The organism is Agrobacterium sp. BT-220-3, from assembly GCF_025910175.1.
In the GTDB taxonomy this organism is placed as follows: Bacteria; Pseudomonadota; Alphaproteobacteria; order Rhizobiales; family Rhizobiaceae; genus Agrobacterium; species Agrobacterium oryzihabitans.
In genome coordinates, this window is the sequence record NZ_JAPAIX010000001.1 from 847,613 (window position 1) to 872,092 (window position 24,480).

General features: G+C 60.8%; 28 protein-coding genes, 1 pseudogene and 1 riboswitch. Of the genes and pseudogenes, 14 read left to right on the plus strand and 15 right to left on the minus strand.

Annotated elements, in window-relative coordinates; all coding sequences use genetic code 11:
- The first annotated feature begins 33 nt into the window (after nt 1-33).
- Both msrB and OK142_RS04355 read left to right on the plus strand, forming a co-directional pair.
- Entirely contained in the window at nt 34-441 is a 408-nt protein-coding gene (gene msrB, locus OK142_RS04350) for a peptide-methionine (R)-S-oxide reductase MsrB (protein WP_082183942.1), read from the plus strand.
- A 116-nt stretch (nt 442-557) separates the two neighbouring features.
- Complete coding sequence (locus OK142_RS04355; RefSeq protein ID WP_003497209.1) at nt 558-1,184, plus strand: LysE family translocator; 627 nt, start codon at nt 558-560, stop codon at nt 1,182-1,184.
- Nucleotides 1,185-1,204: 20 nt separating this feature from the next.
- Here the strand turns inward: OK142_RS04355 and OK142_RS04360 are convergent, their stop codons facing one another.
- The 4 genes from OK142_RS04360 to OK142_RS04375 all read right to left on the minus strand — a co-directional run bounded on the left by OK142_RS04360 (nt 1,205) and on the right by OK142_RS04375 (nt 3,539).
- On the minus strand, nt 1,205-1,702 hold the full coding sequence (locus tag OK142_RS04360) for a GNAT family N-acetyltransferase (RefSeq protein ID WP_498681254.1): 498 nt from the start codon (nt 1,700-1,702) through the stop codon (nt 1,205-1,207).
- Between the two features lie 100 nt (nt 1,703-1,802).
- A complete protein-coding gene (gene trhA, locus OK142_RS04365) occupies nt 1,803-2,471 on the minus strand; it encodes a PAQR family membrane homeostasis protein TrhA (protein WP_035242747.1) in 669 nt (222 codons plus the stop codon).
- 275 nt (nt 2,472-2,746) lie between these two features.
- Complete coding sequence (locus OK142_RS04370; protein WP_313614333.1) at nt 2,747-3,067, minus strand: TraR/DksA family transcriptional regulator; 321 nt, start codon at nt 3,065-3,067, stop codon at nt 2,747-2,749.
- A gap of 61 nt (nt 3,068-3,128) precedes the next feature.
- Nucleotides 3,129-3,539, minus strand: coding sequence for a universal stress protein (locus tag OK142_RS04375; protein WP_003497216.1), 411 nt, complete (start codon nt 3,537-3,539; stop codon nt 3,129-3,131).
- Between the two features lie 273 nt (nt 3,540-3,812).
- Between OK142_RS04375 and OK142_RS04380 the strand changes: the two genes are divergently transcribed.
- Together OK142_RS04380 and OK142_RS04385 are read left to right on the plus strand one after the other, a co-directional pair.
- The gene (locus tag OK142_RS04380; RefSeq protein WP_498681261.1) at nt 3,813-4,673 is read left to right on the plus strand and encodes a VOC family protein; all 861 of its coding nucleotides are present in this window, start codon (nt 3,813-3,815) and stop codon (nt 4,671-4,673) included.
- An 84-nt stretch (nt 4,674-4,757) separates the two neighbouring features.
- Nucleotides 4,758-5,954: an AI-2E family transporter gene (locus tag OK142_RS04385; RefSeq protein ID WP_498681264.1), complete on the plus strand. Its 1,197-nt coding sequence runs from the start codon at nt 4,758-4,760 to the stop codon at nt 5,952-5,954.
- Nucleotides 5,955-6,223: 269 nt separating this feature from the next.
- On the opposite strand, the gene OK142_RS04390 is transcribed toward OK142_RS04385, so the two are convergent.
- From OK142_RS04390 to OK142_RS04405, 4 genes are all read right to left on the minus strand, one after another.
- Entirely contained in the window at nt 6,224-7,315 is a 1,092-nt protein-coding gene (locus OK142_RS04390; RefSeq protein ID WP_003497221.1) for a bifunctional transcriptional activator/DNA repair enzyme AdaA, read from the minus strand.
- Between the two features lie 257 nt (nt 7,316-7,572).
- On the minus strand, nt 7,573-8,298 hold the full coding sequence (locus OK142_RS04395) for a polysaccharide deacetylase family protein (protein WP_498681266.1): 726 nt from the start codon (nt 8,296-8,298) through the stop codon (nt 7,573-7,575).
- 53 nt (nt 8,299-8,351) lie between these two features.
- Nucleotides 8,352-9,260 carry a dihydrodipicolinate synthase family protein gene (locus OK142_RS04400; protein WP_498681268.1) on the minus strand — a complete coding sequence of 303 codons (909 nt, stop codon included), beginning with the start codon at nt 9,258-9,260 and terminating at the stop codon, nt 8,352-8,354.
- Nucleotides 9,261-9,365: 105 nt separating this feature from the next.
- Nucleotides 9,366-9,767, minus strand: coding sequence for a DUF930 domain-containing protein (locus tag OK142_RS04405; protein ID WP_082183934.1), 402 nt, complete (start codon nt 9,765-9,767; stop codon nt 9,366-9,368).
- Nucleotides 9,768-10,007: 240 nt separating this feature from the next.
- On the opposite strand from OK142_RS04405, the gene OK142_RS04410 reads away from it, so the two are divergent.
- Nucleotides 10,008-12,107 (plus strand): S9 family peptidase, encoded by a 2,100-nt coding sequence (locus tag OK142_RS04410; RefSeq protein ID WP_498681272.1) that lies wholly within the window; start codon nt 10,008-10,010, stop codon nt 12,105-12,107.
- Nucleotides 12,108-12,288: 181 nt separating this feature from the next.
- Here OK142_RS04410 and OK142_RS04415 read toward each other — a convergent pair whose 3' ends face one another.
- Nucleotides 12,289-12,567, minus strand: coding sequence for a hypothetical protein (locus tag OK142_RS04415; protein ID WP_168207988.1), 279 nt, complete (start codon nt 12,565-12,567; stop codon nt 12,289-12,291).
- Nucleotides 12,568-12,602: 35 nt separating this feature from the next.
- On the opposite strand from OK142_RS04415, the gene OK142_RS04420 reads away from it, so the two are divergent.
- The 4 genes from OK142_RS04420 to OK142_RS04435 all read left to right on the plus strand — a co-directional run bounded on the left by OK142_RS04420 (nt 12,603) and on the right by OK142_RS04435 (nt 16,526).
- Nucleotides 12,603-13,613, plus strand: coding sequence for an ABC transporter substrate-binding protein (locus OK142_RS04420; protein WP_498681274.1), 1,011 nt, complete (start codon nt 12,603-12,605; stop codon nt 13,611-13,613).
- 256 nt (nt 13,614-13,869) lie between these two features.
- On the plus strand, nt 13,870-14,778 hold the full coding sequence (locus tag OK142_RS04425; protein ID WP_082183931.1) for an ABC transporter permease: 909 nt from the start codon (nt 13,870-13,872) through the stop codon (nt 14,776-14,778).
- Nucleotides 14,771-15,877, plus strand: a complete 1,107-nt coding sequence (locus OK142_RS04430; RefSeq protein ID WP_498681276.1) for a quaternary amine ABC transporter ATP-binding protein — start codon at nt 14,771-14,773, stop codon at nt 15,875-15,877. The genes OK142_RS04425 and OK142_RS04430 overlap by 8 nt, the downstream gene beginning before the upstream one ends.
- 376 nt (nt 15,878-16,253) lie before the next feature.
- Nucleotides 16,254-16,526 carry a hypothetical protein gene (locus tag OK142_RS04435; RefSeq protein ID WP_498681277.1) on the plus strand — a complete coding sequence of 91 codons (273 nt, stop codon included), beginning with the start codon at nt 16,254-16,256 and terminating at the stop codon, nt 16,524-16,526.
- A gap of 177 nt (nt 16,527-16,703) precedes the next feature.
- On the opposite strand, the gene dmeF is transcribed toward OK142_RS04435, so the two are convergent.
- Nucleotides 16,704-17,696, minus strand: coding sequence for a CDF family Co(II)/Ni(II) efflux transporter DmeF (dmeF, locus tag OK142_RS04440; protein ID WP_003494396.1), 993 nt, complete (start codon nt 17,694-17,696; stop codon nt 16,704-16,706).
- 79 nt (nt 17,697-17,775) lie between these two features.
- On the minus strand, nt 17,776-18,048 hold the full coding sequence (dmeR, locus tag OK142_RS04445; RefSeq protein WP_003494395.1) for a Ni(II)/Co(II)-sensing transcriptional repressor DmeR: 273 nt from the start codon (nt 18,046-18,048) through the stop codon (nt 17,776-17,778).
- A gap of 127 nt (nt 18,049-18,175) precedes the next feature.
- Between dmeR and OK142_RS04450 the strand changes: the two genes are divergently transcribed.
- From OK142_RS04450 to OK142_RS04470, 5 genes and pseudogenes are all read left to right on the plus strand, one after another.
- On the plus strand, nt 18,176-18,526 hold the full coding sequence (locus OK142_RS04450) for a hypothetical protein (RefSeq protein ID WP_498681279.1): 351 nt from the start codon (nt 18,176-18,178) through the stop codon (nt 18,524-18,526).
- Between the two features lie 112 nt (nt 18,527-18,638).
- A complete protein-coding gene (locus tag OK142_RS04455; protein ID WP_082183927.1) occupies nt 18,639-19,052 on the plus strand; it encodes a MerR family transcriptional regulator in 414 nt (137 codons plus the stop codon).
- Between the two features lie 83 nt (nt 19,053-19,135).
- The gene (pip, locus tag OK142_RS04460; protein ID WP_498681281.1) at nt 19,136-20,083 is read left to right on the plus strand and encodes a prolyl aminopeptidase; all 948 of its coding nucleotides are present in this window, start codon (nt 19,136-19,138) and stop codon (nt 20,081-20,083) included.
- A gap of 194 nt (nt 20,084-20,277) precedes the next feature.
- Nucleotides 20,278-20,766 (plus strand): GNAT family N-acetyltransferase, encoded by a 489-nt coding sequence (locus OK142_RS04465; protein ID WP_003494390.1) that lies wholly within the window; start codon nt 20,278-20,280, stop codon nt 20,764-20,766.
- 21 nt (nt 20,767-20,787) lie between these two features.
- Nucleotides 20,788-21,338: pseudogene (locus OK142_RS04470) on the plus strand (type 1 glutamine amidotransferase family protein).
- Between the two features lie 191 nt (nt 21,339-21,529).
- Here the strand turns inward: OK142_RS04470 and OK142_RS04475 are convergent.
- The 4 genes from OK142_RS04475 to OK142_RS04490 form a co-directional block, all read right to left on the minus strand.
- Complete coding sequence (locus OK142_RS04475; protein WP_498681284.1) at nt 21,530-21,844, minus strand: hypothetical protein; 315 nt, start codon at nt 21,842-21,844, stop codon at nt 21,530-21,532.
- A gap of 4 nt (nt 21,845-21,848) precedes the next feature.
- A complete protein-coding gene (locus tag OK142_RS04480; RefSeq protein ID WP_498681285.1) occupies nt 21,849-22,568 on the minus strand; it encodes a CbtA family protein in 720 nt (239 codons plus the stop codon).
- Nucleotides 22,569-22,579: 11 nt separating this feature from the next.
- On the minus strand, nt 22,580-22,762 hold the full coding sequence (locus OK142_RS04485) for a CbtB domain-containing protein (protein ID WP_003494386.1): 183 nt from the start codon (nt 22,760-22,762) through the stop codon (nt 22,580-22,582).
- Between the two features lie 165 nt (nt 22,763-22,927).
- Nucleotides 22,928-23,168, minus strand: a riboswitch (cobalamin riboswitch).
- 185 nt (nt 23,169-23,353) lie between these two features.
- Complete coding sequence (locus tag OK142_RS04490) at nt 23,354-24,274, minus strand: cytochrome c (protein WP_137037275.1); 921 nt, start codon at nt 24,272-24,274, stop codon at nt 23,354-23,356.
- Between the last annotated feature and the right edge of the window lie 206 nt (nt 24,275-24,480).

Below are 24,480 nucleotides of genomic sequence, written 5' to 3' on the forward strand. Positions count from 1 at the left end.
ACTATTTCTGGCAGGAACAGAAAGGATCATTCCATGAGCGATCTGACATCCCCCAAAGTGAACAAGAGCGATGCCGACTGGCGCGAGCAGCTGACGCCGGAGCAATATCACATCCTGCGTGAACACGGCACGGAGCGCGCCTTTACCGGCCCCTACTGGGACACGTTCCAGAAGGGTCTTTACCGCTGCGCCGCCTGCGACGAGCCGCTGTTCCTCTCCGACACGAAATTCGATGCGGGCTGCGGATGGCCGAGCTACTTCGAGCCGGTAAAGCCGGGCGCCGTGACGGAACATCGTGACGCGAGCTACGGCATGGTCCGCACGGAAATCCGCTGCGCCAATTGCGGCGGCCATCTCGGCCACGTCTTCCCGGACGGCCCGAAGCCCACCGGCCTGCGCTACTGCATCAACGGCCATTCGATGGTGTTCGAACCTATCTGATCAGAGACGGGTAACGGCCGGCTGCCTGCCGGCCTTTGTTGCGAAGAAAATGACCGTCTCGACAGCTGGACCGGAGAGTGAGATTATCGCGATCTCACTCCTTCCGGATCACCATCATGGCGCTCGAAACCATCCTCATATTCATTCCCGCCTGCTTTGCCCTGAACATGGCGTTCGGGCCCAACAATCTCCTGTCGATGACTGTGGGTGCGCGATACGGCATGGCGACGGCGGTGATGGCGGCAAGCGGCCGGCTGGTTGCTTTCGCGGGCATGATTGCGATCGCCGCTTTGGGCCTCGGCGCACTTTTGATGGCGTCCGAAATGATGTTTTCGCTGATCAAATGGATCGGCGTTCTCTACCTGCTGTGGATCGGCTTCAAGCTCATCCGCTCAAGGGCGGACGTCACCGCTCCCGATGTATCCTCGGGCAACGGAAATGTTCTCAAGACCTATCTGCGGCAGGAGTTTTTCGTCGCCTCCGGCAATCCCAAGGCCATCCTGATCTTCACGGCGTTTTTCCCGCAATTCATCCAGCAGGACGCCTATTGGCAGAGTTTCGCCACGCTCGGCGCAATTTTCCTGCTGCTCGAGGTGGTGGCTATCACCGTTTACGCCTTTGTCGGTTCTCGGCTGTCCGGTCTCATGCGCAATGCGCGCGCCCTGAAGCGGGTGAACCGGATCAGCGGCTCCATGATGATGGCCTTCGGCGTCATGCTCGCCTTCGCCCGGCGTCCCGCCTGAGAGAAATCCCGGCCCGCGAACTAGCTCAGTTTCAGTTGCATGCAGGTCAGGTCCAGCCAGCGGCCGAATTTGGTGCCAACTTCCGAAAACCGGCCCGCAACCGTAAAACCGAGGCTTTCGTGAAGGCGGATGGAGGCGTGATTTTCCGATTCGATTGCGGCGATCAGCACATGCACGTCATTGCCCGATGCATGGTCGATCAGCGCCTGCATCAGCTTTTTGCCGATGCCGTGGCCACGTGCGTCCTTGTGGACATAGACCGAATGTTCCCGGGTGTGGCGATAACCGTCAAAGGCGCGCCAGTCGCCATAGGAAGCATAGCCGGCGACCTTGCCGTCAAGAATCGCGACGATGACCGGAAAGCCGCGTGACTTGCGGGCGGAAAACCACTCCTTGCGGTTATCCAGATCGACCAGCACCTCGTTCCAGATCGCCGTCGTGTTCAGGACCGCGTCATTGTAAATCTCCATGATGCCGGAAAGATCATCCACGGTCGCATCGCGCAGTTCCACGCTCATTATCGTTCGCCCTCGTTCTTGCCTGCACCGCGCCCTGCCGGACACGATCTTCACGCGAGCATTAGGCGATGACGCGGATGGCTGTCCAGTGCTCGCGATATCAGGACGTCAGGGGAGCGAGGCTGAAGGAGGTGACGACCGCAAAATAGTGGACCACGGCGGCGGCGACGACGAAACCGTGCCAGATGGCGTTCTGGAACCGCAGCTTTTCCCAGACATGGAAGACCACGCCAAGTGAATAGATGACGCCGCCGGCAACGATCAGCCAGAGCGTGACAGGCGCCAGATGGGACGAAAGCGGCTGCACCACCATGATGCCGCTCCAGCCCATGGCGAGATAAAGGCCGATGGCAACGCGGTCGTATCGGCCGGGAAACAGGCATTTGAGCAATATGCCGCAGATGGCGGCAAGCCAGATCAGCCCCAGCATCGTGGCAATCAGCGGATCGTGAATGCCGCGCATCAGGAAAGGCGTATAGGTGGCTGCAATCAGGATGAAGATCGCCGAATGGTCCAGCCGGCGCAGGAACCATTTTACGTTGGAATGCGGCCAGATATTATAGGTGAAAGACACGGAAAGACAGGCGACGAGGCCGAGACCATAAATCCAGGCGGCCGCAATGGCGCTGAGGCTGCCCCAGACGGTCGCGTAAAAAATCAGCGCCGTGGCGCCCACCAGCGCAAAAACGATACCCACGCCGTGGACGATGCCATCGGCGACAATCTCGTGAAAATCATACTGGCGACCAAACCGCCACACGTTACTCATAGTCCATTCCCGTTTGCCTGCTTGTGGCCAAGCATGACGGCAATATTAGACAGGAACAAGACAGCAGCCGGTTAACGGCGATCAAATTGCGTTCGAGGCTGTTTCAAAAGGAGAGGTTGAGTAGCGGTCCTCGCCGGCGCCCTCATTCCTGTGCTTGTCACAGGAATCCAGTCGACGCGCGTCTGCGCGACGGAAAGAGTTCTTTCAGCCCAAGGACTTGGGCTGGCTAGATTCCTGTGACAAGCACAGGAATGAGGGTAGATAAGGAACGCCCCTCACAGCGCCGCAGCGCATTCCTGGCAGAACGGCGTATAGGGAACGGCTTTCAGGCGGTCTTCCGAAATTTTCTTGCCGCATTTGACGCAGGTGCCGAAAGTGCCGTTCGCGATGCGGTCAAGGGCGGCGTCGATGGCGCGCAGCTCGTCCTGACCCACCTGCCCCAGCTCGTCCAGCACCTCGTCATTGCTGCGCTCGATGGCGCGGTCATCGTCATCGGGATTGCGCGGTTCCTCGAAATCAGCCTCGATTTTATGCAGGCGGCGATAAAGCTCACGCTGACGGTCGCGCAGGATCTTCTCGTAACTTTGGGCATTCATGGTCTTCTCCTCCAGCCGGTGCGGGCGAAAACCGCCCGCAACCCCAAGATTTCAACTCACTTTAGCGGTCGATCAGCACCGAGCACTTGGCATGGCGCACCACGCGGTCTGCGGTGGCGCCGATGAAATAATTGGTAAAGTCCGGCGTATGCGACGCGATGATGATGAGATCCGCCTTGTGCTCTTCGGCAGCGGCGATGATCTCACGCGCGGGCGCGCCGCTGCGGATTTCCTGGCTGCCGTTGAAACCGACCCTCGTCTTCAAGTCGGCAAGTTTCGCCTTGGCGTCCTTGATGGCATTTTCAATAAGGTCGACGGGCAGGTCGATCGCCATGTAGCCGGGCAGTTCCTCAACCACGTTGATGAGGACGATCTCGCCATCGGCATCCAGCAGCGCCTTGGCCTTGGCGAGGATTTTTTCACCCTTGTCGGTGGCGCTGAGGTCTACCGGTACGATGATCTTTTTGTACATGGCTGTCTCCTTTGGCGTAATCTGCCGTTTCTCGTGGCTCAAGCTCATATTCCCCGCCGGCACATCCTTCGCCTTGATCGAAGTCAAAGCCGGGAGACATGCTTGGGCGGTCATTGTCAACGAATTGTGGACGGTCAATCGCCGGATGGCGATCTTTGCTGAACGATGAAATCCGCCCATATTCGCTTTCGACAAACGCCGCAAAGCGGCGTCGGACGATGCCGGCGGCCGCCGATCCGCCCTCGGCGCGTCAGATTCAATATGGAGATTATGATGAGTGAAATCAAACAATTCGCCCTGACGCGCCCGGCTTATGTCGGTCAGGCTCATCTCGTCGTTCACGATCTGCCGCGCGTTTCGGATTTTTACCGGAAGATCATCGGTCTTTCGGTCATCGAAAAAAGCCCGAGCGGCGAGGTTCTCGGCGTCAATGGCCAGCCGCTGCTGACGCTTTCCACCTCAACTGCCGCGGAGCGCGCGCCGCGCAATGCCGCAGGCCTGTTCCACACCGCCTTCCTGATGCCCAGCAGGCAGGATCTGGCGCACTGGCTGGCGCATGCCGCCCATAACAATATCCAGCTTCAGGGCGCGTCCGACCATCTGGTCAGCGAAGCGATCTATCTTGCCGACCCGGAAGGCAACGGCATCGAGGTGTATCGCGACCGTTCGCCGGAGGAATGGACCTATCAGCAGGACGGCACGGTGGAGATGGCAACGCTCGGCCTCAATCTGCAGGCGCTTTACGACAGCGCGCCGAAGACGGCGTTCGAAGGCGCTGCAGAGGGAACCGCAATCGGCCATATCCATCTGCAGGTCGGCAATATTCCGCAGGCGGATGAATTTTATCAGGACGTACTCGGGCTGAAGATCATGGCGCGGTATCCGGGCGCGAGCTTCTTCGGCTCCGGGGCCTATCACCACCACGTGGCGGCCAATATCTGGAACAGCCGCGGCGCCACGGCCCGCAAGGACAGCATGACCGGCCTTTCCGGCTACTCGCTGAAATTCAACGAGCCTGATGCCCTTGACCGCGCAACGGCTGCTCTCGACCGGCTGGAAATCGCCACGGAACGGCAGAGCGACGGCATCGTTCTGAAGGATCCCTGGGGCATCGGGCTGAAGCTTTCCGCGTAAGGGAAGACGGGGCGGCAGAAATTTTCACCGCCCCGGAACCGCCTCATTTTTCGAACGTTTGTCGTCTTATTGGGGGACAGTTCGATGAATGAGAATGCCAGACCGGAAAAAGCCGGCAATTTGGGCAATATTGGTGGCCGCACGGGTGCGGGCACGGGCGTTGCCGCGGCCACGAGGGCCGACCCGCTTGAGGGGCTTGCGTCCGGATCGCACCGCGACGATGCCCGCAGCCAGCAGCCGCTTGGCCGCGAAGCGCTGGATGTCGTCGTGGCATGGTCGATAATCGGCATTTTTCTGGTCGTGATGATGGCCGTCATCCACGAATTGTCGCTCATTCTCATTCCGGTGGTCATGGCGATCGTGGTGGGAATGATCCTCGGCATCGCCGCTGAAAAACTCGGCTCCTACGGCATTCCCGGTTTTGGCGTCGCGCTCATTCTCTCCACCCTGGTGGCGGCGGTGATGTTCTTCGTGGTCAATTCGCTGATCGACCCGGTGTCGCAACTCGCCTCCGAAGGACCGGCATTGGTGGAGCGCAGCATCGACCGCTTCCTGCCCTATCTGCAAAACCTGCGATGGCTGAATATCTCGGCGGCAACTTTCAGCATGGGCTCGATGTCGATGGAATCGCTGATTTCACGCAGTGGTGAGATCATTTCCGTGCTCGGTTCAAATGTTACTCCAGCCGTTATTCAGGGCATGATCTTCCTCGCCGCGCTGCTGATGTTCCTTTACAGCCGCCTGCGGCTGCGCAAGGCGATCATCATGGCCTTTCCGGCCCGCCATCAACGGCTGCGGACCATCCGCATCATCGCCTCGGTGGAAGAGGTGCTTGGCACCTATTTCGCCACGGCGGCGCTGATCTATGCCGGGCTCGGGGTGACGATGGTGGTCATCGCCTATCTGGGCGGGCTGGCCATGCCGCTGCTCTGGGGGCTGTTCGCCTTCCTCTCCAGCTTCGTGCCGTTTCTCGGCATTACCGCCATGACGATTGCGCTGACGGTGGCCGGCATCATCACCCACGACAATATCGTTCTGGCGCTGCTGCCGGCGGCGATCTTCTTCACCATCCACCTGTTGATGGAAAACCTCGCCTTTCCGGCGGTGGTGGGCCGCAACATGGAGATCAACCCCTTCCTCGTCTTCGTGATGATCATCTTCTGGACGTGGATGTGGGGAGCGGCCGGAGCGATGCTGGCGCTGCCGCTGTCACTGATCGCCATGACGGTGACGCGGGAGCTTTTCCCCTCGCGCCGGGTCGTTCCCAAACTGCCGGATTGACCGGCGGTTTTCCCGCTGGAAATGCGAACTACTCCGGGTTTGAGCTGTCAGGAGATTGTCCTTGACGGCCGGCGCGTGGGGTTTACCCCCCTCTGCCCTGCCGGGCATCTCCCCCTCAAGGGGGGAGATCGATCTGCGGCGAGGTTTCGCCCATCTCAACGTTGAGAATGAAATGGCGGTAGCGCCTCCTGCCGATCTCCCCCCTTGAGGGGGAGATGCCCGGCAGGGCAGAGGGGGGGGTAAACCCCACGCGCCAGCAGCCAGGCCGCTCAGGAAGCGAGCGGCATTCCCTGCGCCTCCCCCTGCGCGCTCGCCATGCGGCGCTCGTGCTCGATCAGCCATTTCTTGCGCCACAGCCCGCCGCCATAACCCGTCAGGCTGCCATCCGCGCCCAGCACACGGTGACACGGCACGACGACGGCGATCTGGTTGGCGCCATTGGCACGCGCGACCGCACGCACGGCGGATGACCTGTCCATGGCGGTTGCGAGCGAGGAATAGCTGACGATCTCGCCCGCCGGGATTTCCCGCAGGCTGCGCCAGACGTCGCGCTCGAAGGGCGTGCCGTGGCCGGCAAGCCTAGTTTCGAAGGCGGCGGAATGCCCGGCGAAATAGGCCTTTAGTTCCGCTTCGATCTGGCCGGTCACGGCCGTCCGGCCGAGCACCATATCCGCGCCGGTGCGCGTCTTCAGCCGTTTCAGCTCGGTGGGAAGCGCCGGCCGGTCGGCGAATTCTAGGAGATGCAAAGCGTGATCGTCGGCGACGGCCAGCATCGGGCCGATCGGCGTGTCGATCCAGTCGCCCTTCAGGAAGCCCTTGCCCTTCATGGCGGCCGGAGAGGTGCCGAAGAGCTGGTTGATGGCCGAGCGGAAACCGCTGCCCGATTCATAGCCCGCATCGATCTGCGCACCGATCACGGCTTCGCCCGAGGCAAGGCTCGTTGCCGCATCCCCAACCCGGCGCAGCCTGGCGATTTCCAGAAAGCTCATGCCGAAACGGCGCTTGAAGGTGCGGCGCACGGTAGACGGGTCGTGGCCCATCGCCACCACGTCCTCCTCGCGCCAGCGGCGGGCGGGCTCGTTTTCCAGCGCGGTCAGCAGCTCAGTCACGGTCTCGTCGGCCGTGCCATAGGCGAGCATCGGTTTGCAGCGCTTGCAGGGACGGAAGCCCGCTTCCAGGCATTCCGCAATGGTCTCGCGGAACCGGCAATTTTCAATCTTCGGCTTTCGCGCCGTGCAGGTGAAACGGCAGAAAATCTTCGTCGAGGTCACACAGACATAGGCCACGCCTTCATAGGCGGGGTCCTTGTTTACAAGGGCGGAATAGAGGGTTTCTGTGTCGGGGCGTTTGAACAGCATCATGGGGAGGATGCTAGCGCAATTTTTTGGCCCGCGCCGCCGAAAAACGGGCATGGATGTAGGGGATGTTGTCGGCTCGTGTCCGCGCCGTTTCGCGGCCAAGCCGGTGCGGCATATTTCTTCTCCCCGCCGGGGAGAAGGTGGCGCGCAGCGCCGGATGAGAGGGCGACGGTGGAGAGATGCGAGGAGCTTGCCCCCTCATCTGCCCTTCGGGCATCTTCTCCCCGGCGGGGAGAAGAAACGGGCGGCGACCTTGCGGATCAATTCCCCGGCGGTGCGAAGGACGGATCGTCCAGCCTTGTGAAAATCACGCCGCGCGCCTTCAGCGCCAGAAGGCCCTTCACCACGCCCTCGCCCGCTTCATGGGTGGGCTGGTTGATGTGGGAGATGATGACGTCACCGTCCCTGGCGGAAGCAATGTGCTTTGCCGTTGCAGCAGCCCCCAGAAGCGAGCCGCCGTCGCCATTGACGGAATAACCGGCCACCCGCATGCCCAGCCGGTTGATGGTGGTCATGGAGGACCTGGTATATTTGGCCGTGGCACCTCGGAACCATTGCGGCTGGAGGCCGGTGGCGGCGACGATGGCCTGCCGGCCGCCCTCCACTTCCTGCTCGACCGCCGCTTCCGAACCGGCGGCGGCGATGCCGTAAATGGAAACCGGCTTATCCACCGCCGGCACATGGTTTTCGCCATGGTTTTCGATCTCGAACAGGTCCGGATGCGCCATGAGCGTGGCCAGCGCCTCGCCATTATGTTTCAGCCAGCGGGCGGTAACGAAGATCGTCGCCGGAATGCGCTCCTTCACCAGCGTATCGAGAATGCGGTGGTCGGTCTTGCCCATGCAGGCATCGAGCGTCATGGCCACCCGCACCTTGCCGTCATGCTGCGGCGTCATCTTCAGAGACGGCTCGACAAGACCCGTTCCCGCGAAAGCAGCGGTCGTGAGGGACAGGAAGAGGACGGCAGAAGACAGGCAACGCAGCATTTTTCAGTTTCCGAAGTGTAAGGACGTGGCAATCCGCCTGCAAAACGCCCGAATTATGGCGTGGCTTCCAGCGCAGCAACGGCGGCCAGCGCCTCTTCCACCCGCTGGCGTTCCGCACTGGTGAGGGGCAGGATCGGCCGGGGCGGTTCGCCGATCGCCAATGGCAGGATGCTGGCGGCTGCATAGACCACGCGGATGCTGCCGAATTCTTTAAACAGCGCCCAGAGCGGCTGGAAGGCCGCGTCGATCCGGCGTGTCTCTTCCGTATCGCCAGCTTGAGCCGCCCGCATCAGCCGCAGCGCCGGAACGGGCAGCAAGCCGGCGATGACGCTGTACCAGGTGTCGCCGCCGGCAAGCGTCGCCTCGGCGCATCCCCAGTCGCCGCTGTAACCGATGGCGAAACCATCCGTCAGCTTCGGCCGCAGGCGCGCAAGCTCGCCCACATAATCCGAATCGGCCGGCAGCGGCATCTTGATGGCGCGGATATTGGGAATATAGGCGAGCCGCACCAGAAGGTCGTCGCTGAAGGAAAACCGGGTCGTCGTCGGGTTGTTGTAGATGGCCAGCGGCAGGCCCGTTGCGCCGGCCACGGCGGCGAAGTGATGATAAGCCTCTTCCTGCGTCAGCGGCGTGTAGGAAACGGGCGCCAGCAGCAGGGCATCCGCACCGGCAGCTTCGGCGTCCTTTGCCAGTGCCACGGCGTCATCGGTGCGCAGGGCGCCGACACCGGCCATCAATATGCGCCTGCCCTTCAAAACCGCAGCGGCAGCCTCGATGGCCCGGCGTCTCTCCGCGCGCGACAGATACATGTAGATGCCGGTGCTGCCGAGAATGCCGACGGAATCCACCCCGGCCGCATCAAGCCGCTCGATGAGAGCGGAAAAGGCCTGCGTATCGACCTGCCCGGCCTCATCGGCCGGCGTCATCGGAAAAGCTGAAAGTCCCTTGAATCGTGTCGCCATGCCCGTCTCCCTCACTTCGATCGAGAAACAGGGTTACAGAGCCACCGGCGGGGCGGCAAGAAAGGCGGGGGCTAAACCTTGCATGGACGCCGAAAATTTCGGCGGTCAGTCATAAAGATACAACTTCTTCCACTGCTCCTCCGGAATCCTGTCGCCGACGCGGTAGTCGAAGGACTGAATGCTGAGGCTGTCGCTCTTCAGCTGGCATTTGTATTTGAGCTTGTACCATTCGCCGGCGCTTCTGAAGACCGCGCCCGGTGCCTTGATGGAGTTCTTGCCCACCTCCGGATCACCGAAGGTGTAAGCGATGACCTTGTCCGGCCGCATGCCCTTCTGCTCGGTCGCTATTCTTTCCATCGCTTCGATATCGCAGCGCTGTTCCAGGCGCTCCTCCGGCGCCAGCGCGTTCAACTGCCGCATCACGCTGGCATCGATTGCAAAAGCGGGCGTGAAGGCCTGCAAGCCAAGGAAAAAGGCAGAAAGGGCAGCGGGAAGAAGCTTTCGCATGGGATCCTGTCAGTTTTTTCGTTTGTTCTTGTCTTTTTTCGTTTTCCTGGCGAGGGACGGCGGACCGATGGCCGGCGCGCATCATCGCCGATTTGCCAGATATTGCCAAAATGTGATCGAAAGCTGACGAAATTGTGCCCAAGCCACATTGCGGCTGTGGAGATTTGAAACTTGATCGGCCGTAAGGGGCACTCTACATCTTGGTACCGCCCACGGATTTTACAGGAAAGCGAGTTTCCCTTGCCGATTTTCAAGAACCTGCCCGTTGCTCCAACCGCCGAAAAAAGGCCCGTTCAGGACACGCATCACGGCATCACCCGCACCGACGATTATGCATGGTTCCGGGCCGATAACTGGCAGGCCATGTTCAAGGACCCCACCCTTCTCGACCCTGCCATTCGCGCCCATCTGGAGGCGGAGAACGCCTATATGGAAGCGGCCATGGGCGACACCAAGGCGCTTCAGGAAAAGCTGTTCGAGGAGATGAAAGGCCGCATCAAGCAGGATGATTCCTCCGTGCCGGTCAATGACGGGCCTTATGCTTACGGGACATTGTTCGTGACCGGCGGCGAGCAGCCGCATTATTTCCGCACTCCGCGCGATGGCGGCGAAAAACATGTGCTGCTTGATGGTGACAAGGAAGCGGAAGGCAAGGATTATTTCCGTCTTGCCGGCCTCGACCAGTCTTCCGATCACAGTCACGGCATCTGGGGTTATGACGACAAGGGGTCGGAATATTTCACGCTGCGCATCCGCAATCTTGAAAGCGGCGAGGACCTTGCCGATATCGTGGAAAACACCGGCGGCGGCGGCGCATGGGCGCCCGATGGCAAGAGCTTCTTCTACACGCTGCAGGACGAAAACCACCGTCCTTCCAAAGTCTTCCATCACATCATCGGCGAGCCGCAATCGGCCGACCGGCTGGTCTATGAGGAAAAGGACCCCGGCTTCTTCATGGGCGTCGGCGCATCGGTTCTCGATGACTTCATCTTCATCGACATTCACGACCACGAGACCAGCGAATATCGCATTCTCTCCACGAAGGACCTGACGGCCGAGCCGATGGTGGTGGCCGAGCGCGAAGAGGGTATCGAATATTCGATGTGCGAAGGCGGCGATGTCTTCTTCATCCTCACCAATGACGGCGACGCCAAGGATTTCCGCATCGTGGAAGCACCGGTCACCGCACCCGGCAAGGAAAACTGGAAAGAAGTCGTGCCGCATGAGCCGGGCCGCCTTATTCTCTCCGTCGATGCCTATGCCCGCCACCTGATCTGGCTGGAACGCCGCGACGGCCTGCCGCGCATCGTCATCCGCGACCGCCGCACCGGCGAGGAACATTCCATCGCCTTTGCCGAAGAGGCCTATTCGCTTGGCCTGCATGGCGCGGCGGAATATGACACCGATGTCATCCGCTTCTCCTATTCCTCGATGACGACGCCGAGCCAGCTGTTCGATTACGACATGGTGACGCGCGAGCGCACGCTGCTGAAGACGCAGGAAGTGCCCTCCGGCCACAATCCGGACGATTACATCACCCGCCGCATCATGGCGCCTGCGCATGATGGCGAGCTGGTGCCGGTCTCCCTGCTCTATCGCAAGGGCGTGCCGCTTGACGGTTCAGCCCCCTGCCTGCTCTACGGATATGGCGCTTACGGCATCACCATTCCCGCCTCCTTCTCCACCACCACGCTGTCGCTCGCCGACCGTGGTTTCATCTATGCCATCGCCCATATTCGTGGCGGCAAGGACAAGGGTTTCGAATGGTACGAAACCGGCAAGATGGAAGACAAGCAGAACACCTTCAAGGACTTCATCGCCGCTGCCGATCATCTGGTTCAGGAGGGTTTCACCTCCTATGGGGGCATCATCGCCGAAGGCGGTTCGGCCGGCGGCATGCTGATGGGAGCCGTTGCCAATATGGCGCCGGAAAAATTCGCCGGCATCATCGCCGCCGTTCCCTTCGTGGATGTGCTGACCACCATGCTCGATGACACTTTGCCGCTCACCCCGCCGGAATGGCCGGAATGGGGCAATCCGCTGGAATCGGCAGAGGAATATGGCTGGATCGCCGCCTACAGCCCCTATGACAATGTGGGCGCGAAGCCTTACCCGCCTATCCTTGCGCTTTCCGGCCTCACCGATCCGCGCGTGACCTATTGGGAGCCGACCAAATGGGTGGCGAAGCTGCGTGAGAAGACCACGGGAGAAGCCCCCATCCTGCTGAAAACCAACATGGCGGCCGGCCATGGCGGCAAGTCGGGCCGTTTCCAGCGGCTGGAAGAAATCGCCTTCGAATATGCCTTCGCGCTGAAGGTGGCCGGCAAGGACGCCGCATGACCCGCTGATGGCGGAACGGGCGGCGGATAACGTCGCCCGCTTCGAAAACAGTATAAAAATACCCTTCGAAAACCCGTTTCTGAATATTTTTTCCACAAAATCGCGCCGGTATTTTTTCTTTAAATACCACTTTACAGCATAACGGATTTTTATTTCAAACTACTGAAACTCAAAATACACCTCAGTAAATTACAAATATATTTTCAGTATTACGCCAGACGGAAAAATGTTCCGGGAATCGAACGCATGGCTGCGATGCGCCATTTCGCGTTGCAATATCACTTTTTGGCCGTATTATGCCGGTCGTTGACATATTCATGCGCCTTTTCGCCGCATCTCCTGCGGCAATGCCGCAGCGTGTTCTGCGGATATTCTTCTTGCCGTCATTTTTCGGCTTTTCCACGCGCCATGTCAGTTCGCCCTTGGCAATCCGGGCTTTGCAGTGCTCCCGCTTTGCCAATTGAAAACACTGCATCAGACTTGGGGGTCTTACACATGAAGAAACTCCTCGCCTCGACCATTCTCGTAACGGGCTTTACCATCGCTGCCGGTGCAGCAAACTCCGCCAATGCCGCTGAAGAGTGCGGCAGCATCTCCATCGCCGAAATGAACTGGGCATCCGCCGGTGTCGCGGCTTACGTCGACAAGTTCATCATGGAAAACGGCTATGACTGCACGGTCAATGTCGTCAGCGGCGATACCATGCCGACGTTTGCTTCCATGAACGAAAAGGGCCAGCCCGATATGGCGCCCGAATTGTGGGTCAATGCCGTGCGTGAGCCGCTCAGCGCCGCCGTCAAGGAAGGCCGCATGATCGAGGCGTCGAAAATCCTCAGCGATGGCGGCGTCGAAGGCTGGTGGATCCCGAAATTCATCGCGGATGAACACCCCGACATCAAGACCGTCGAGGATGCCCTGAAACATCCCGAACTCTTCCCAGCCCCGGAAGACGCCAGCAAGGGCGCCGTGCACAATTGCCCGTCCGGCTGGAACTGCCAGGTGACGACCACCAATCTCTACAAGGCGCGCGAAGGCGACAAGAAGGGCTTCACGCTGGTCGACACGGGCTCGGCCGCCGGCCTTGACGGCTCGATCGCCAACGCGTTTGAAAAGAAGCAGGGCTGGCTCGGCTATTACTGGTCACCCACCGCCATTCTCGGCAAATACGAGATGGTGAAGCTGGATGACGGCGTCGAGCTGGACCGCGCCCATTACGACGAGTGCACGGCCAAGGTCGATTGCGCCGATCCCAAGGTCAACGCTTATCCGGTGGCAGACGTCTTCACCGTCATCACCAAGGATTTCGCCGACAAGGCGGGCGTGACGATGGACTACATCAAGGCCCGCAACTGGGACAACAAGACCGTTGCCGAGATCCTTGCCTGGATGGATGAAAACCAGGGCACCAACGAGGACGGCGCGGAGTATTTCCTCGAGAACCACGAGGACATCTGGACGAAGTGGGTTCCGGCCGAGGTGGCGGAGAAGATCAAGGCTTCGATGTAACCCATCCGCAGGAGGGAAAAGTCTGGGTTTGCATCTGTGGCTTACCCCCCTCTGCCCTGCCGGGCATCTCCCCCACAAGGAGGGAGATCGGCTGGGCGCCCCCTTCTCACAAATCCGCAACCTGTTTGATGGGCGAGACCTTGCCGCTTGTCGATCTCCCCCCTTGTGGGGGAGATGTCCGGCAGGACAGAGGGGGGTGCCCCGCGCTCCAGCCTCTGCCGCCCATCCCATCAAAACCAAAGGGAAAACAACAATAATGGCCCTCTGCAATTACCTGCCGGACATGCTCTGCAAGTTTCCGGCCATCGACAACAGCACGATGCGTGTGGCACGCAAGACCATCGATGACGGTTTTCGCGACATCGTGCGCAATTATGGCGATGCGATCGACGTCGTCGTGCATCCGCTGCAGCTTTTTCTCAATTCCTCGGAGCGGCTGTTCATCCAGACCCCGTGGATCATCACCATGCTGGTCATTCTGGCCATCGTTCATCTGGCCGGGCGCAGCTTCAAGATCACCGGTGGCACTGCCATCTCCCTGCTTATGATCGGCGCCGTCGGCCTCTGGCGCGACGCCATGACGACGCTCTCCATCGTCGCCATCGCCACGCTGATCGCCATCGTCATCGGCCTGCCGCTCGGCATCCTGATGGGACGTTCGGAACGCCTGCAACGCCTCATCAATCCCGTGCTCGACGTGATGCAGACCCTGCCAAGCTTCGTTTATCTCATCCCCGTGGTGGTGATTTTCGGCATCGGCAAGGTTCCGGGCCTGATCGCAGTGGTGATCTACGCCATTCCGCCCGTCATCCGCCTCACCAGCCTCGGCATTCGCCTGGTGGACCGGGAGGTGCTTGAGGCGGCCGATGCCTTCGGCTCCTCCAACGGTCAGAAGCTGTTCAACGTGCAGCTGCCGCTGGCGTTGCCCACCATCATGACCGGCATCAACCAGACCATCATGATGGCGCTCGCCATGGTCGTCGTCGCCTCCATGGTCGGTGTCGGCGGGCTCGGCAAGAACGTGCTGCAGGCCATCAACAACCAGTTTTTCACGGTGGGCTTCCTGAACGGTTTCGCTCTGGTCGCCATCGCCATCATGTTCGACCGGGCGAGCCAGGCTTTCGGCAAGCGTCTGCAGAAATACCGCGAGGTCTCCCATGGCTAAAAGCATCGAAATCAAGAATCTTTACAAGATCTTCGGCAAGCATCCCGAGAAATACCTCGAAGCGGTGCGATCCGGAATGGACAAGGTGGAGCTGAACGACAGGCACAACCACGTGCTCGGTCTCAACAACATCAACATCACCATGCCGGGCGGCAAGATCACTGTCGTGATGGGGCTTTCCGGTTCCGGCAAGTCGACGCTGATCCGCCACATCAACCGGCTGATCGACCCGACGGCGGGTGAGGTTCTCTATGACGGCGAGGATATCTGCGGCATGAGCGCTTCGGCGCTGAGGCAATTCCGCCGCCACAAAACGGCGATGGTGTTCCAGAAATTCGGCCTTCTGCCACATCGTACCGTGCTGGAAAACAGCGTCTACGGCCTCGACATCCAGGGCGTGCCGCGCAGGGAGAGCGAAGAAAAGGGCCGTTACTGGCTGGAGCGTGTTGGCCTTGCCGGATACGAGGATTATTATCCGAACCAGCTTTCCGGCGGCATGCAGCAGCGCGTCGGCCTTGCCCGGGCGCTTGCCAATGACGCCGATATTCTCCTGATGGACGAGGCCTATTCGGCGCTCGATCCGCTGATCCGCGTCGATATGCAGACCATGCTGCTCGATCTTCAGCAGGAGCTGAAGAAGACCGTGGTGTTCATCACCCACGATCTGGACGAGGCTTTGCGGCTCGGCGACCATATCGCCATTTTGAAGGACGGCGAAGTGGTGCAGCAGGGCGACGGCCAGAGCATCATCCTCTCGCCGGCCGATGGCTACGTCACCGACTTCGTGCGCGACGTCAATCGCGGCCGCGTGCTGCAGGCGACCACGGTCATGGAGCCGCTTGAAAGCCGCCCGGAGGGCATGTCCGTGCCTGAGAACGCGACGCTGGAAACCATCGCCCGCGACATGTCGGAGGCGAACGAGACGACCGCGCATGTGGTGGACGAGGACGGCAAGCCGGTCGGCAGCATCGGCCTCGACACGCTGGTGGCGGCCATGGTCACGCCTGCGCCTCAGGAGGCGGAGGTTACGGTGGAAGTGGCGGAGGAGCCGGAGAAGCCCCGGGAAACGGTTGTTCCGGTGGAAAAAGAAACGGCGTAATCCGGCACCGGACGGATTGGCCGCGTCCGCGAGATTTCCTCTTTCCGTCATACCGGCCTTGAGCCGGTATCCAGCCAGCCCAAGTCCTTGGGCTGAAAGGGCTCTCTCGCCGCGCAGACGCGCGTCGGCTGGATTCCGGCTCAAGGCCGGAATGACGGGAGTGAGGTGTTCACCGGTGCCAGAAATTTAAACCGGACTGCAATGCCGCGAGGGACAAAGCTGGCAATCTCCTCCTGCCCCGTCTTCATTAGGCAAAAACGAAGCACTCCTTTGCCGGCTGTCAAGTCGGGAATGACGCTGCAACGCAGCAAACGCAAGCTTCAGGCAAGCCGCCATCGTTAACCATTTGTTAACTTTTGAACGCGGAATCACCGACATGCAGATCGAAAGCAATATTGGCGGGTACAATTATCAGGGACGTATCCGCGACATCGAAAAAGCCGGCAACGCACAGAGCGCGCCAGAAGAGCAGGCTGTAAAACGCGGCCCCGGAAACCCGACTGTTTCCAGCACCATTCTTTCCCAGTCGCTCGCCAATGTGCTGTGGGCCGTCGGCAATGGCAGCGCGCCGGCTGCGGCATCTGCAGAGGTCGAGGTGGAAGCAAAGGCCGAATGGGTGCGCAGCGCCTATTCGGAATATACGGAATAGGCTTTCAGAACAAAGCCTCAACCGCACCCTCCGTCATCCTCAACCGCACCCTCCGTCATCCTCGGGCTTGACCCGAGGATCCACGGCTTCAGCGGATATGGATCCTCGGGTCAAGCCCGAGGATGACGCGGAGAGATTCAAGCGCCTTCATCAACAAACTGAAATAGGCGATTCCCATCAGGCCCTTGCCGGGCTGACCTCCACCGTTACATGCGAAAGTTCATGTATGGCCGCAAGCTTCTGCTTGTAGAAAGCCGGCGCCTTCGGCACTTGCGAGCGGATGGCGACGATGGCGGCGTGATGGCCCGGGCCGACCTGCCAGACGTGCAGGTCGGTAATGCGATCCTCTTCCGTTTCCACGCTTTGACGGATTTCCTGCGGCAGGTCATCGGCCTGCGGCAGTGCGTCTAGCAGCGTCGTCGCCGTGGAGCGAACCAGACCCCATGACCAGCGGGCGATGACCAGGCCGCCGACGATGCCCATCGCCGGATCAAGGAATGACCAGCCGTTCCATTTGCCGAGCAGCAGCGCGACGATGGCCAGAACCGAGGTCAGCGCATCCGCCAGCACATGCAGATAGGCCGCGCGCAGATTATTGTCCCTGCCGCCCTTTGCGCCGTGTTCACCATGATGCGCGTGAGAACCGTGACCGTGATGGGCATGTGAGCCCTGCGCGTGACCATGGCCGTGGCCGTGATCATGGTGGTGATCATCCTTCAGCAGCACGGCGCTGACGAGATTGACGGCAAGGCCGATGACGGCAACGAGGATCGCCTGGTTGAAGTCGATTTCGACCGGATTGACGAGACGCATCGCACTTTCGACAGCGATGAGCAATGCCACCACCGCCAGCACGATGGCGCTGGCAAAGCCCGCGAGATCGCCGAACTTGCCGGTGCCGAAGGTGAAGCGCGGATTGCGCGCCTCGCGGCGGGCATAGAGATAGGCCAGCGCCGAGATGAGCATCGCGCCCGCATGGGTGGACATGTGCCAGCCATCCGCCGTCAGCGCCATGGAGCCGAACCAGTGGCCGGCGACGATCTCTGCCACCATCATCACGGTGGTCAGCGCAATCACCATCCACACGCGCTTTTCGTTACGCTCATGGTTCTGGCCAAGGAAAACATGGTCGTGGCCGGCCGCTGTGGAAAATTCGGATGTCGTCGTCATGTCGCTAATCCTGCTCGATCCTGGAATATTTCGTTTCACGCTCGCATCCCCCAAAACACGGAGACTTTCAGGAGATATGTTAGCGGATGTAGGTCTTCAGCACCTGGGCCAGCTCTTCCGCCGCCCGCGCCCGCTCGTCTTCATTTTCGGCATGCACCACGTGTTCGTGCAGATGCTCCTGCATCACCTCGCCCGTCAGGCCGGACAGCGCGCCGCGCACCGAAGCCAGCAATTGCAGCACCTCGCCGCAGGGCTTGGAATCGTCCAATGCGCGCTCCACCGCCTCCATCTGCCCTTTCAGGCGGCGGATGCGGGCAAGCAACTTCTCCTTGTTGCGGATCGTGTGGGACATCGGTACCTCATATACTATAGGGGGGTATACTATATCGCGATGTTTTTCCGTTCAAGGCCTGCGTGACGCAATCCTCGCGAATGTTTCGGCCCCTAAAAATGCTCCATCAGAACTTGGGGACTCAGTCATGACGACTATCGCAGCAACCACCAGCAGCTATTACGCAACGCCGGTACGGACCCTTGAACCGGCAAAGAACAGGGAAGCCCACTCCACCACCGACGCTCTGCTGGAGCTGACCCGCGCAGCGCACCGCGCCATATCGAGCGCCGAAAGCGTCGCTGCGGCAGTCTCACCGGCCGCCCGCGCTTCCGCCAGCCTCGCCGCTGCATTGTGGAACCTTGATAGCGGTGCTTCCGCTGCCACCACGCCCGCGCTTGAGATGACATCCGCTGCGCAGCCTGAAGCAGCCGTAAGCCTCGAGACGGAAGTCTTGAAGGCGCTGGCTCAGGCGCTCGGCGTGGACGCGGCCGCCTGACACCCATTGAATGGCGGGCTGAAAAGCCATATCTCTAGAGACTAGAGCATCGGGCATAAGTGGCTAAACCACTTCGCCCTCTTGCCACCGTGCCAGGGATATGGAGAAAGCAATGCTGTCGATCGGTGAACTGTCGAAGCGTACCGGCGTCAAGGTGCCGACGATCCGCTATTATGAGCAGATGGGCCTCATCCGCGAGGCGGGACGCTCGGAGGGTAACCAGCGCCGTTACGAAAAAACTGATCTCGAAAGGCTGGCCTTCATCCGCCACGCCCGCGATATCGGGCTCAATATCGACGCCATTCGTGAGTTGATCGCGCTCAGCCAGCACCGGCAAATGCCGTGCGAGGGGGCGGACCGTATCGCTGCCGAACACCTTGCCCATGTGCGTGAAAAAATCGCCAGCCTGAAGAAGCTGGAGCATGAGCTGGAGCGCATCGTCTCCCATTGCCATGGCCATTCGATCGAGGATTGCTACGTTATCCGCGCGCTTTCCGACCACGGCATGTGCGAAGGCGAGCACTGAGACGCCGGCAAGACTGAGACGATGAAATTCAGCTGTCATGCCGGCGATATATGCGCCTGCCATCGCTTCAAAAGAGATGCCGGATGCCAGAAACCTTTCCCGAAATTGCCCCCTTCGATACTATTTTCATCGATGTTTCCGAAGGCCACAGGCTGCATGTGACGATTGCGGGCAATCCGGCGGGACAGGCCGCGATCTTGCTTCACGGTGGTCCCGGCTCGGGAATATCGGCAACGGTGCGGCGCTATTTCGATCCCGAGCGTTACCGCATCATTCAGTTCGACCAGCGCGGCTGCGGGCAAAGCACGCCGAATGCCGCTATGAGCCTCGAGCACAACACCACGCATCATCTGATCGACGACATGGAGGCCATTCGTGTCGCACTCGGCGTGGATGACTGGCTGGTTTTCGGCACATCCTGGGGTTCCACCCTTGGCCTGACCTATGCCCAGCGCCATCCCCGCCACGTGCGCGCCATGGTGCTGGCGGGCGTCACGACGACGCGGCAGAAGGAAATCGACTGGCTGTATCAGGGACTGGGAATGTTTTTGCCCGGGCAATGGCAGCGTTTCATCGCAGCGATCCCGGACCACATCTCGAAGGTCGACCCGGTTGCCGCCTATTACCAGCTCTTGAACGACGCCGACCCCGCCATCCGCGCAGGGGCGGCCTATGAATGGCATCTGTGGGAGGCGGGTTCGATTACCGCAGAGAGCACCTCGGCCTTTCCCGAAAGATGGCGGGATGAGCGCTACAGGCTCACACGGGCGCGTCTTTGCGCGCATTATTTCCACCATGCGGCCTGGCTGGACGACGGGGTGCTTCTTCGCAACGCCGACAGGCTGGCGGGTATTCCCGGCCTGCTCATCCAGGGCATGCGCGATCTTCAGCGGCCGCCGGTTACCGCCTACGAGCTTGCCGTGGCCTGGCCGGGAAGCGAGCTGATCATGGTCGACGGCGCCGGACACTCCACGGCAGACGCGGGGATGGAGGAAGCCATTGTTTCAGCAATCGCGCGATTTGCGAATTGACCCGCTTGACAGATTTTAGATTCGGGCGCATTTGATTGGCATGATCAACGAACGCGCACCCATCTCCTGCTCGTACTTTTGGGCCTACCTTTAAGGGCGGCTCGACAGATCATATTGTCAACAAGCCGCCGTCAGGCGGCTTTGTTGTTTTTCAAGCGTCCTGACGGCACCGATAAAACCGAAGGACCAGCGAAATGACCGAAGATAGCTCCCTTACACTGGAAAGACCGCCCGTCGTCATTATTCGTGGCGCGCGCAAGACGGATTTGCCCGAACTCAACGAGATGATCACCCTGCTTGCCGCCTACCATGGCGATGCGGCAGCGATCACGCCGGCGAAGCTGGAACGCGACCTGTTCGGCCCGCTTCCCTGGGTGCATGGGCTGGTGGCGGAAGCCGATGGTGAATTGATCGGCTACGCCCTGCTTCTGCCGCTCTACAGGGCGCAGGAAGGCCGGCGCGGACTTGAGCTGCATCATCTCTACGTGCGTGACGGCCATCGTGGCCATGGCACCGGCCAGCACCTGGTTTCCCGCGCGCGCGACATCGCCAAGCGGCTCGGCTGCGACTATCTTTCCGTCAGCGCCACGACCGGCAATGTGGCGGCACATCGTTTCTACGAAAACATGGATTTCGCGCCCCGGCCGGTCACCGGCATGCGCTACATGCAGTCGATTGCCTGATTGCACCGAACGGAGACGGCCATGACACGGATTGCGATTGCGCTCGCGCAGGATTTTGCGGACTGGGAACCGGCGCTGCTTGCTGCTGCGGCGCGCAGCTATCTCGGCGTCGAGATCGTTTACGCCACGCCGGATGGTGGGCCGGTGACGTCGATGGGCGGGCTGAAGGTTACGCCCGATACATCCTATGACGCGCTCGACGCTGACAATATCGATGCGCTCGTCATTCCCGGCGGTCTCAGCTGGGAAAAGGGAACGGCTGCCGATCTTGGCGGGCTGGTGCAGCGGTTTCGCGAGAAGGACCGGCTGGTTGCCGGCATCTGCGCGGCGGCACGGGCGTCCTTGATGACGTCGCCCATACCGGCAATTCGCTGACATCGCATAAGGCCTATCCGGCCTATGGCGGGGAAGGGCTTTATCGCGACCAGCCGAAAGCGGTCAGCGATGGCGGCATCATCACGGCAGCCGGCAGTGCGCCGGTCAGTTTCGCGGTGGAAATTCTGAAACACCTCGGCCTCTTTGGTCCGCAAGCCGAGGCGGAACTTGGAATTTTTGCGGCGGAGCACCGGTGAGGCGCATTCTGGTATCGACAGTTTTGCAGGCTCTCCTAGCCTCATTCCTGTGCTTGTCACGGGAATCCAGCCAGCCCAAGTCCTTGGGCTGAAAAGACTCCCTCCGCCGCGCAGACGCGCGTCGGCTGGATTCCTGTGACAAGCACGGGAATGAGGGTGGTGGGGAGGTTAAGTCGTGAGACTATCGCGCATTACCCGCGATCAAGCACCCGGCAGACACGGGGCGCGACATCCCCGCCCTCGCCCGCAATCGCCCGGCGAATATCGCGGCTGTTCAAATGCAAATTGCGACCGGCGGGCAAGGCCGAGCGTTTTATCTTGGCGAGTGCCGCAGCCGTAAAAGCAGCTTCGTGCTCATGGAAGAAAGCGAGCGCCGCCCCCCTTTCGGGGCTGGCGCCAAGAACTGCCTTGAAGGCAAGGCGGTGCACGGCGCAGAAAGCGCCGTGACCGGGAACGGCAAAACGCAGCGCATCGAGTTCCTCACTCCATTCCGCTGCGTCCTGCATGGTCTCAAGCCGACTGGAAGCGCTTCAGGAAAAACGCGCTCAATGTTCCAATCAGAGCCCAGAAAACAAAGCTCGTAATGGTCGCGGCAACAATGAACTGGCGCTCCAGCGGCACCGGTGCCAGCGCATGTTCGCCTTCCGGCGGAAGCGGCGCGCCCACAACATGCGGGGCAACGATCAACACCAGCGCCAGAACGATTGCCCAGGGTTCGCGCCGGAACGCGATCAGCGCAATGCCGCCCGCGGTTGCGGCAACGGTTGCGAGCCACCAGATCTGCCGCGCCTCAAGTGCTGCAGCCGGGCTTCCCGGCAGTTCCGGCGGCAGGCCGATCATCGGTGCGAGCATGACGGCGGCAAAACCGGCAACGCCCCACAGAAGACCTTCTCGCCAGCCGGCATTGGTGCCACGCAGAGAGATGAGGCCGGTCAGCACCAGTGCGTAACCGATGGCGGTCAGAACATTGGCGGCGACCGTATAGGCGGTGCGCTCGAAGCCATCGGCCGGAGCCCAGGCCTCTTCATCATGCTCATGGGCGGGAACGGCGGCTGCGGAACCGGCAGCGGGCGCATCATGGCTGTGGGCTGCTTCGCCGCCGGCGCTTTCATAGGTTTCCGCCTGAAGGATCAGCGGCGTGGTGCCGACAGCCTGCATGGCCGAAACGGCGAAACCGCCGACGATGCCGACGAGAACGGCGGTAAAAACGATATTGCGAAAGAACGACATGCCGTTACCCCTCAATGGCAGGGGAAAGCATTGGCATGACGTGTGTCATGCGCGGCATTGTGAACGGCTTCGACATGCGAAAAGCCGACAAAACCGACGACGAACAGGCCAAGCACGATCGCCGTCAGCGATTGCGCGAAGCTGCCCGTTTTTGCTGAAACGGCGGCATTTGCCGTATTCTGGTTGATGGACATGGTGACCCCTCTTACGGCGCGACCCCGCGCCTTTAGACGCGGCGGAACGGCAAGAAGCCGCGCAGCCGCATGCGATACACTTCACCACGGGGATAACGAGACTGACACAGGGAGCCACCTTGCCTGACCGCCCTGAAATTCCGCTCTTCCGGACACCCCGCCGGCATGGACATTTCCGTAATGGCAGGTCTCCTGGCTTACGGGTCAAAACCTGAAACGCCTTCCCGGCATCACCCTCGCCTTGATCGGGAACCTCGGTTCCCGGCGAGATGGCTTGCCAGTGGCATTTCGTTTCAGGCTCTCCGCTCACAGTTGCGGGGGCAGCCACGAATGAGGATGTCTCCCTATCGTGTTCCCTTTTCACCTTCCGGAACGCCCGGAAGGAACCATCACAGGATTGTTATCCGATGGGTGGGTGCGGGAGTCAATGGTGGGCCTGCTTTCCAACCGCACGCCGTCGCCTCCACCTTCGTCACCCCGGACTAGATCCGGGGTCCAGCACGATCAAGTCCTTGATCGCAATAGATCCGTCTCACGGCGCAGACGCGCCGTGGCTGGATGCCGGATCAAGTCCGGCATGACGGCCGAGGGTTACCGCGACGGTATCGCCTTAAGATAGGCGGCAATCGCATCGCGATCATCGGCCGTCAGACGCGCCATATTCTGCTGCACCTTGACCATGGAACCGCCGACGCTGTCGAATTCCGGGGTGAAGCCGGTTTCCAGATAGCTGGCAATATCGGCCGCCGCCCAGGCTCCCATGCTTTGCGAACCGGGGGTGATGTCGGGGATGCGGCCTTCGCCCTCCGGATTGGGACCGCCGGCCAGCCATTTATCCTTGAGGAATCCGCCAAGCGCGTTGCGCGGCGTATGGCATTCGCCGCAATGGCCCGGCCCTTCCACCAGATATTGGCCACGCAGCAATTCGGCGTTGGCATTGGCAAGCTCGACACGGGGCCGTGTCGATGTGTCGAAATAGAGGAATTTCCAGCCGCCCAGCGCCATGCGCAGGTTGAAGGGGAAAGGCAGATCGTGATCCGGCGCGTCGTTCTGGCTGGCGGGCAGGACTTTCAGATAACCGTAGAGGTCGTTGATGTCCTTCTGCGTCATCCGGGCATAGGAGGCATAGGGGAAGGAGGGGTAAAGATGTTCGCCGTTCTTGCCGACGCCGCGCGTCATGGCATCGCCGAATTCCGCCAGCGTCCAGCTGCCGATGCCATGCTGCGGATCGGAGGAAATATTGGGCACATGGAAGGTGCCGAAGGGGCTTTTCAGCGCCTGCCCGCCCGAAAGCGTCAAAAGCGCATCACCCGTCGCATCGGGTGCCGCATGGCAGCTTGCGCAGCCGCCGGCCCAGAACAGCGTTTCGCCATTGGCCAGATCCGGCTCGCCAAGGCTCACCCAATGGCTTGGCGCCTGCCGCTGAGGCGCGGTGACCCAGGCGAAAATACCGTAACCCGCAATGGCCGCAACCGCGATCCCGCCCGCAAGCTTCGTCCAAATGGAGGACATGACCCCTCTCCCCTTTTGCCCGACCGAGCATATTTGGCCGCCCGAAGGCGGTCGAGATTATCGATAGCCCTCCCGCTTGCTGGACGTCTTCCTCGGGCCTGAACCAAGGGTCCACAATTCGACGGCTTATGGATCCTCGCCTCAGGGGCGAGGATGACGCGGGAGCGGTTCACGGCTTAGCCGCGACCGGGAAAAGACCGCTCGAA